Below are 6757 nucleotides of genomic sequence, written 5' to 3'. Positions count from 1 at the left end.
ACGCTCCTCGCAAAGACGCACAGGGAGGCTTTAATGCTTTCTCCTTCGGAATGCTACAAGGCCGGTCCTCGTTCTTGGTGGTGGGTTGTGGTTTAGGGAAGGTTGTAAAGAGCGTTAATGCAGTCGTCTTTGCGAGGAAGGTTTTCCACCGACCGCGGCTCCGCAGGAGTGCCTATGGTACAATCTCATTCGTCTATTAGACGGTGTCTCATCGACATATCAAAAGTTAAAATTATTCGGCAGGTGCAAACACCAGCAGATAGGAAAATGAAAACACATCATGCATTAAGGGTTATCTTTATTTAAAATAAATTTTAAATGTTGTGCCTTTGTTCAAATCACTTTCTACCTCAATCTTTCCGCCCATTGCCTCTACTTGGTTTTTTGAGATAAATAAACCAAATCCTCTGGCATCGGCATTGCCATTAAAGGTCTGGTAAATACCAAACATTTTATCTCCGTATTTTTTTAAGTCTATTCCAATTCCATTGTCGGACATTCGCAGTACCAATTGTCCATTTTCTTCAAAACAGGTAATAGTAATTACAGGTTTCCTATCGGGATGACTGTAACGCAATGCATTAGAAATTAAATTTAACAGAATGCTTTCTAAGTACGCTCTATTGAACATAATTTCTATATGTTCATCTACTTTGTTTAAAACAGTTGCTTCTTTTTGTAAGATTTGAGCATTATGTGTGTTGAGTGTTTTAATAATATAATCGTACAGATTTAAGGGTTCTACTATAATATCTATACTGGTTTGAATATTGATCACATTATTGAGGTTAAATAATGTTTCGTTTAAGTTATTAGCTACTGTTTTAAGTAGTTGGATCATTTCATTTCTATCATCCTCTGTTTTAGCGCTTTCTATCAAGTTAGAAATGCCTTGTATGTTACTAGAATGTGAGCGTAAATTATGTGAAACGATATAAGAGAAATTAAGTAAGCGCTTATTTTGCTCTGTTACCAACTGAAATGATTTATTAAGGGCTTCTTCGGCGTGTTTCTGATTGGTAATATCAATCATAATACCTCTTAATTTTACGGGTTGTCTTGCTTCTCTAATAATGGTTACAATATCTCTAATCCACACAATGGAATTATCTTTTGCGATCATTCTATATTCAAAGTCGCGTTGTTTATCCTCTTTTGTGCTTTTAGCTATATATGCTGCTACCCTTTCTTTATCGTCTGGATGCAAATGATCAAACCAAAAGTGAGGTATATTCATAAACTGCTTAGGTGTGTACCCTAAAATATCTTGTACCTTCTTACTTGTAAAGGTATACGTGCTATCATTGGGGCTGCCTTCCCAAACTATGCCATCTACTGTATTAATAAGAGATTCGATACGTTGTTGTGAGGCGATTAAAATTTGCTCTTCTTGTTTACGTTTGGTTACGTCTTCTACAATTACTATATGAGAGCTGGGTTCTTCGCCCTCATTCCATAGAGGAGTTATAATTACATTGCCCCAAATTACTTTCCCATCCTTTTTTAGATATCTTTTTTCTGTATTAGATTGCCTAATTTTCCCACTTAACAGTTGTTTAAACAGAACTCTATCCTCATCCAAATCATCTGGATAAATAATGGTTTTAATTTTTTTACTCATCAATCCTTCTTCAGTATAGCCTAAAAAATTGCATAAGTATTGATTTACTTCTAAGACCTGACCGGTTTTTGAGTTTATTCTGGCTATGCCGATAGCGGCATGATCAAAAATGTTTTTAAACTTGCTTTCTGTGTCAATTAATCGCAAGGCCTGATCGGAAACTGTTCCTTGTAATTGCGCTTGTTTTTTAAGTAAGCGAGTTAGTAAATAACTAGATAATCCTGTTAAACCTATACCAAACAGCACGGCACTTATCAACTGGAGCCAACTACTGTAAGGATTTACGTTAACAACGTATAGTTTCCAATCGCCATCTGGGAAGTTGATAGATTTAGATTGTTCGCTATCGAAATTACGTGTAGAAGGCAGAAAAAACTCTTCTTTATGCGTTAAATCGTTTACTTTAGAAAATTGAAATTGATAATCTTTGTATTTTTTATTATCAATACCAGCTGTTTTAAATAGTTTTTCGAGTTTAATGACTACGGCTGAGAAACCCCAAAATTTGTTATTGATAAATAATGGTAAGCGACCTATTACACCTACGCCACCCTGTGTAAGTTTAACAGGGCCTTGGTAATACATTTTTCTACTTTTAATGGCTTTTTCTGCTTCTAGTATAGTTCGCGGTGGGCTTTTATATAGGTTTAGATTAAGTACTTTTTCGTTTCCTTTTAGAGGATAGATGTATTTAACCACTCCATTTGGCACGAGTTGTACAGCTTGTAAATCTGGGTTTGAGGTAATGAGTTGTTTGGCAACTTCATCGAAATTTCTTGGAACACCATTATTATCTACTGTAAGTGCTAGCGTGAGCGCTACAGTATAACTGTTTTTTAGTGTCTGTTCTATGTTTTGTTCTACACCATCTAGGATATTAGATATTTCTCGTTCTCTATTTTCTTGAAAGAGCTGGTAGCGTTGACTAACGATTAAGCCAATAAGGCTCAATAGAAACAAGAAGAATATAAACCCTGAGGCTCTAGGTCTATAAAAAAACCAACTTGATAGCTTATGAGGTTTCTTCTCCATCGTTATTTAAAAAAGACCTTTTTTGACTACCAACATGAAAATTATTTTTTGAGCGTGTTAACTATGCTAATATACTAAATTTGGTTAATGCGGGTGCAGATGAAATAAAAAATTATGTTGGTGGTTTTTGTGTGCTTGTTGGAATCGTAGTAATCTCCTATTTGATTGGAAATTTAAAAGTCTTATAGCATTAAGGAGATTGTACCAAAGGCACTCCTTCGCAGCAGCAGTCGGTGAAAAACCTCATTGCATCATACTCGTCTTTGCGAGACTTGTTTTTCATAAGTCGTGGCAATCTCCTACTTGCTTTCGAGGAATTGAAAATTCGTATACTACTTATAGCATTAAGGAGATTGTACCAAGGGCACTCCTGCATAGCCACAGTCGGTGAAAAACCTCATTGCCATCTTACTCGTCTTTGCGAGACTTGTTTTTCACAAGTCGTGGCAATCTCCTACTTGTTTTGTTTAGTGGCATAGAGGAGGTTGTATAAAGGGCACTCCTGCAGAGCCACAGTCGGTGAAGAACCTCATTGCTTTTAAAAACCTCTAATCCAAACTTTCATACAAGTCTAACCATTGTGGGTTAAGCTCATTGATTAATTTAATTTTTGCTTGCCGGTTCCCAGCCTTAATTCGTTTTTCTTCTCCAATAGCCTCTTCTATAGTTGGGAAAAAATAGTAATACACAAGTTTATGACATTTATACTTTGCTGTAAAACTTTTAGGATAATGATTGCTTTTATGTTGCCAAACCCTATGTAATATATCAGAAGTTACACCTGTATAAAGAATTCCATCATATACATTGGTCATGATATAAACACATCCACCTCTTTCCATTTTTAAACCTAATCATTTATTGATAATATTAAACCTGATTTTAATTAGTCTTTTAAGACGAGAAAATGGCTGATGTTATAGCCTGAAGGGAATAATACCAAAGCCATTCCTAAACAGCAGCTTCGAGGAAGAACCTCATTGCCATCTTACTCGTCTTTGCGAGACTTGTTTTTCACAAGTCGTGGCAATCTCCTATTTGCTTTCGAACATGTGTAAAACGATTAAACTCTTGGGTCTAATAGCATTAAGGAGATTGCCACAGTGAAGAACCTCCTTCGCAAGGACGAGCGGTAAGCCTTGCTTTTAGTCGTCTTTGCGAGCGTAGCGTGGCAATCTCCTACTTGATTTTAGGAATCGTAAATTCGTATACTACTTATAGCATTAAGGAGATTGCCACAGTCGGTGAAGAACCTCCTTCGCAAGGACGAGCAGGGAGCCTAGCTGGAGATTGTACCAAGGGCACTCCTGTGGAGCCACAGTCGGTGAAGAACCTCCTTCGCAAAGACGACCTTGATTTAAAAATTACAACTTCTCTATCAACTCTATTGCTTGTTTATAATGTGTAGTTCCTTCTGGTATTTTTTGCAACCAGTTTTTACACTCTGCTTTTTTATTTTCTTTTAAATAACTTAAGGCAATGGCATAAGCAGAATCATAATTAAAAACAGATTCACCAAGATGAATGTGAGTTAACACTTTTCTACCACTATCTAGTTGAGCGGTTTCTAATAAGGTTAAGCCATAGTAATAACCCACCATTGCATTTTTTGGTTCTTTACTGTATAACTTTTCGAGTATAGTTTTAGCAGCTGAATAATTCTTTTCATTATATAATGCTGCTGCTTTATCTAAATCCGTTATGTGCTCTGCTCCTCTTTCTGTCACTAACATTTGTCCCTTGGTTGCATATTTTTCATACAAATTACTTCGCCAAGGTGCCCAAACTAAAAGCCCAATAACCAAAACAGCAGCAACTCCAGATAACCATTTTAATGCAGGTTTAAACGAAATAACTTTTTGTTGATCTCTAAAATAGTGTTTACCTAATCCTTTTAAAGTGTTTTTGAATCGCTCATCATTTACATCACTCACCAATTGCATTTGTAAGCTTTGGTGAATGTGTTGGTAATCTTTTAAATGTTCTTGCAACTCTACATCGCTTTTCATGCGCATTTCAAATGCAGCACTTTCATCCTCATTTAAATCTCCCTCAGCATAACGGGCCGTTAGTAAAATTTTATCCTCAGTCATCTTTTCTATTTATTAACCTGAACCATTTTAATTAGGCTCGCCATACATTCTGATTTCTTTTTTCTTAAATAGCCATACGTAACACCGAGTGCTTCTGCTACTTTTTCTTGTGCATCGCCTTGCATGCTCCATTTAATAATTTCTTTGCACCTTTCGCCCAATTTCTCAAACGCTTTTAAAAACAAAACAGCTTGTTCCTGTTGTTGCTCCAATAGTTCGGCTTGTTCAAATGTATCTTCACCGATATGTAATAAGTCGTCCTCGCTTTTTGTTACCGGTAATATGGCTCTTTTTTTCAATTCGTTTAACCATTTGCGTTTGCATACCAATAAAAGAAATGGCTCAAACGGACAAGTGAGTTGTAAGTTTTTGTACTTAGCCTGGTTATATATATCTACTAAAGCTTCCTGAAAAATATCTTCAGCATCGCTAGTTGTTCCGTTATTAAAAACAATAAAGGACTTCACTTTGCCTGCACATTTTTTATAAATCTCATTAACTATCCCTGTATCGTTAGTTATTAACGCCGTTAAATACCGCTGATCGGGATGTACTGCTTTAGCCATTGGCAAGTGATTTTGGGGGATTTTGTGCTCTAATTTAATGTTTCTTCTGCATTGCGAAAAAAAAATTAAAAATAAGGGGTAACAAATTTTAGGTAGGGCTTATATAACATCAAACCCTATAAAATGGCGGCTGCTGAAAAGCCTTTAAAGAGTAAGCAAAATATAAAAACTAGAAATCATGAAAAAATTTAACTTAACCTATGTAATTGTTGCCCTTATTATTTTATGTTCGGCAGCATGTAAAAAAGATTTAAACGATAAAGGTGTTGCAAAATCGGCTAGAGAATTTGCAGAACTAAACGGACCAAAAGTTCAAACCATAAAAATGAACAATACCGTTGAACACACGATTACCTTAAAAGGCGGAACAAAGATTACTATCCCTGCCGGTGCTTTAAGACTTGGTGGTGCTGCCATTACAGGCGATGTAACCTATACTGCAATTGAGGTATTAAGTAGAAGTTCGGTTTTATTTAGCGGTACTAACACTAACCATATTAGTGGGGCACCTTTGGCATCTGATGGTTTTATTTACTTAAATGCAAGTGTAAACGGTGTAAAAGTAGATCAGGCATTAACTGCGCCTATTAAAATATCTATCCCTGCAAAAAGAACTGGTGTTACTCAAATTTGGGAAGGTGTAGAAAAAGTAGGTGCAGATAATCAGATGGCATGGCAAGTACCAGCACCAGCTGCAAATGGAGTAGGTATTAAAAGAGAGGCCAATGCTGTTGATGGTAATTTCACATTTGATATGGGAAATTTAGGATGGATTAACTGTGATGTGTTTTATAGCTATACCAATCCAAAAACTACTACTAGAGTAAGCCTAGTAAACAACCCAGGTACTATGGCTTCTTTCAGAGCATTTAGCGGAGAAACCTTTGTATTCTTCTGTGCAAAAGGAAGTAACGTAGCCGCCCAATTGTATACTCCAGATGGTGCGAACAAAGTTAAAAGCTACGATGATATGATGCCGATTGGTGTGGAAGGTAAATATTTATCGTTCTGCATAAAAGATGGAAAATATTATTATGCCGAGCAAGAAACAACCATCGTTGCTGGTCAAAGTATAACCTTAACATTAGTTGAAACCACAGAAGCACAAGTTCAACTAGCCATTAATAGTTTAGATGGTTATTAAAGATATAAATTCCCTAATTTTTAACTGCAAGATGGAACCCTTTATGGGTTTCATCTTTTTTAGTCATTTCTTTATTACAAATAAAATTATATAAATTTATTAGTGATGAAAACGCTACTCTTAATTTTATGCTGTCTTGGTTTACAGGTAGTACATGCTCAGGTCTTACCAACTGATACGGTACCAGCTGTTATTAAATTTACCACAGAAAACGGCGCTACTAAATTCGATTCGGAACTTAGGCCTTTGCGGCAAATAGCTGGAGCTCCTGCCCCATTCTACACTTATTTTTGGGAGTTTG

At 36.1% G+C, this 6757-nt stretch carries 6 protein-coding genes; 2 read left to right on the top strand and 4 right to left on the bottom strand.

Going from position 1 to position 6757, the window contains the following annotated elements; genetic code table 11:
- Positions 1–298 precede the first annotated feature (298 nt).
- The 4 genes from WC622_RS16055 to WC622_RS16040 form a co-directional block, all read right to left on the bottom strand.
- Positions 299–2653, bottom strand: coding sequence for a PAS domain S-box protein (locus tag WC622_RS16055; RefSeq protein ID WP_372820707.1), 2355 nt, complete (start codon positions 2651–2653; stop codon positions 299–301).
- A gap of 548 nt (positions 2654–3201) precedes the next feature.
- A complete protein-coding gene (locus tag WC622_RS16050) occupies positions 3202–3495 on the bottom strand; it encodes a GIY-YIG nuclease family protein (protein WP_372820706.1) in 294 nt (97 codons plus the stop codon).
- 522 nt (positions 3496–4017) lie between these two features.
- Entirely contained in the window at positions 4018–4746 is a 729-nt protein-coding gene (locus WC622_RS16045) for a tol-pal system YbgF family protein (protein WP_372820705.1), read from the bottom strand.
- A 5-nt stretch (positions 4747–4751) separates the two neighbouring features.
- Positions 4752–5312 (bottom strand): RNA polymerase sigma factor, encoded by a 561-nt coding sequence (locus tag WC622_RS16040; RefSeq protein ID WP_372820704.1) that lies wholly within the window; start codon positions 5310–5312, stop codon positions 4752–4754.
- A gap of 178 nt (positions 5313–5490) precedes the next feature.
- On the opposite strand from WC622_RS16040, the gene WC622_RS16035 reads away from it, so the two are divergent.
- Both WC622_RS16035 and WC622_RS16030 read left to right on the top strand, forming a co-directional pair.
- Positions 5491–6456 carry a hypothetical protein gene (locus WC622_RS16035; protein ID WP_372820703.1) on the top strand — a complete coding sequence of 322 codons (966 nt, stop codon included), beginning with the start codon at positions 5491–5493 and terminating at the stop codon, positions 6454–6456.
- Positions 6457–6561: 105 nt separating this feature from the next.
- The coding region (locus WC622_RS16030; protein WP_372820702.1) for a hypothetical protein at positions 6562–6757 on the top strand (196 nt) is incomplete at its 3' end.

The sequence above is a fragment of the Pedobacter sp. genome, from assembly GCF_041662865.1.
Lineage (GTDB): Bacteria > Bacteroidota > Bacteroidia > Sphingobacteriales > Sphingobacteriaceae > Pedobacter.
Note: the sequence above shows the minus strand (reverse complement) of the source record. Positions and strands in the feature narration are given on the sequence as shown.

Coding starts and splice junctions, on each gene's coding strand:
- WC622_RS16055 (WP_372820707.1), bottom strand. CDS start 2,653: ATGGAGAAGAAACCTCATAAGCTATCAAGTTGGTTTTTTTATAGACCT.
- WC622_RS16045 (WP_372820705.1), bottom strand. CDS start 4,746: ATGACTGAGGATAAAATTTTACTAACGGCCCGTTATGCTGAGGGAGAT.
- WC622_RS16050 (WP_372820706.1), bottom strand. CDS start 3,495: ATGGAAAGAGGTGGATGTGTTTATATCATGACCAATGTATATGATGGA.
- WC622_RS16040 (WP_372820704.1), bottom strand. CDS start 5,312: ATGGCTAAAGCAGTACATCCCGATCAGCGGTATTTAACGGCGTTAATA.
- WC622_RS16035 (WP_372820703.1), top strand. CDS start 5,491: ATGAAAAAATTTAACTTAACCTATGTAATTGTTGCCCTTATTATTTTA.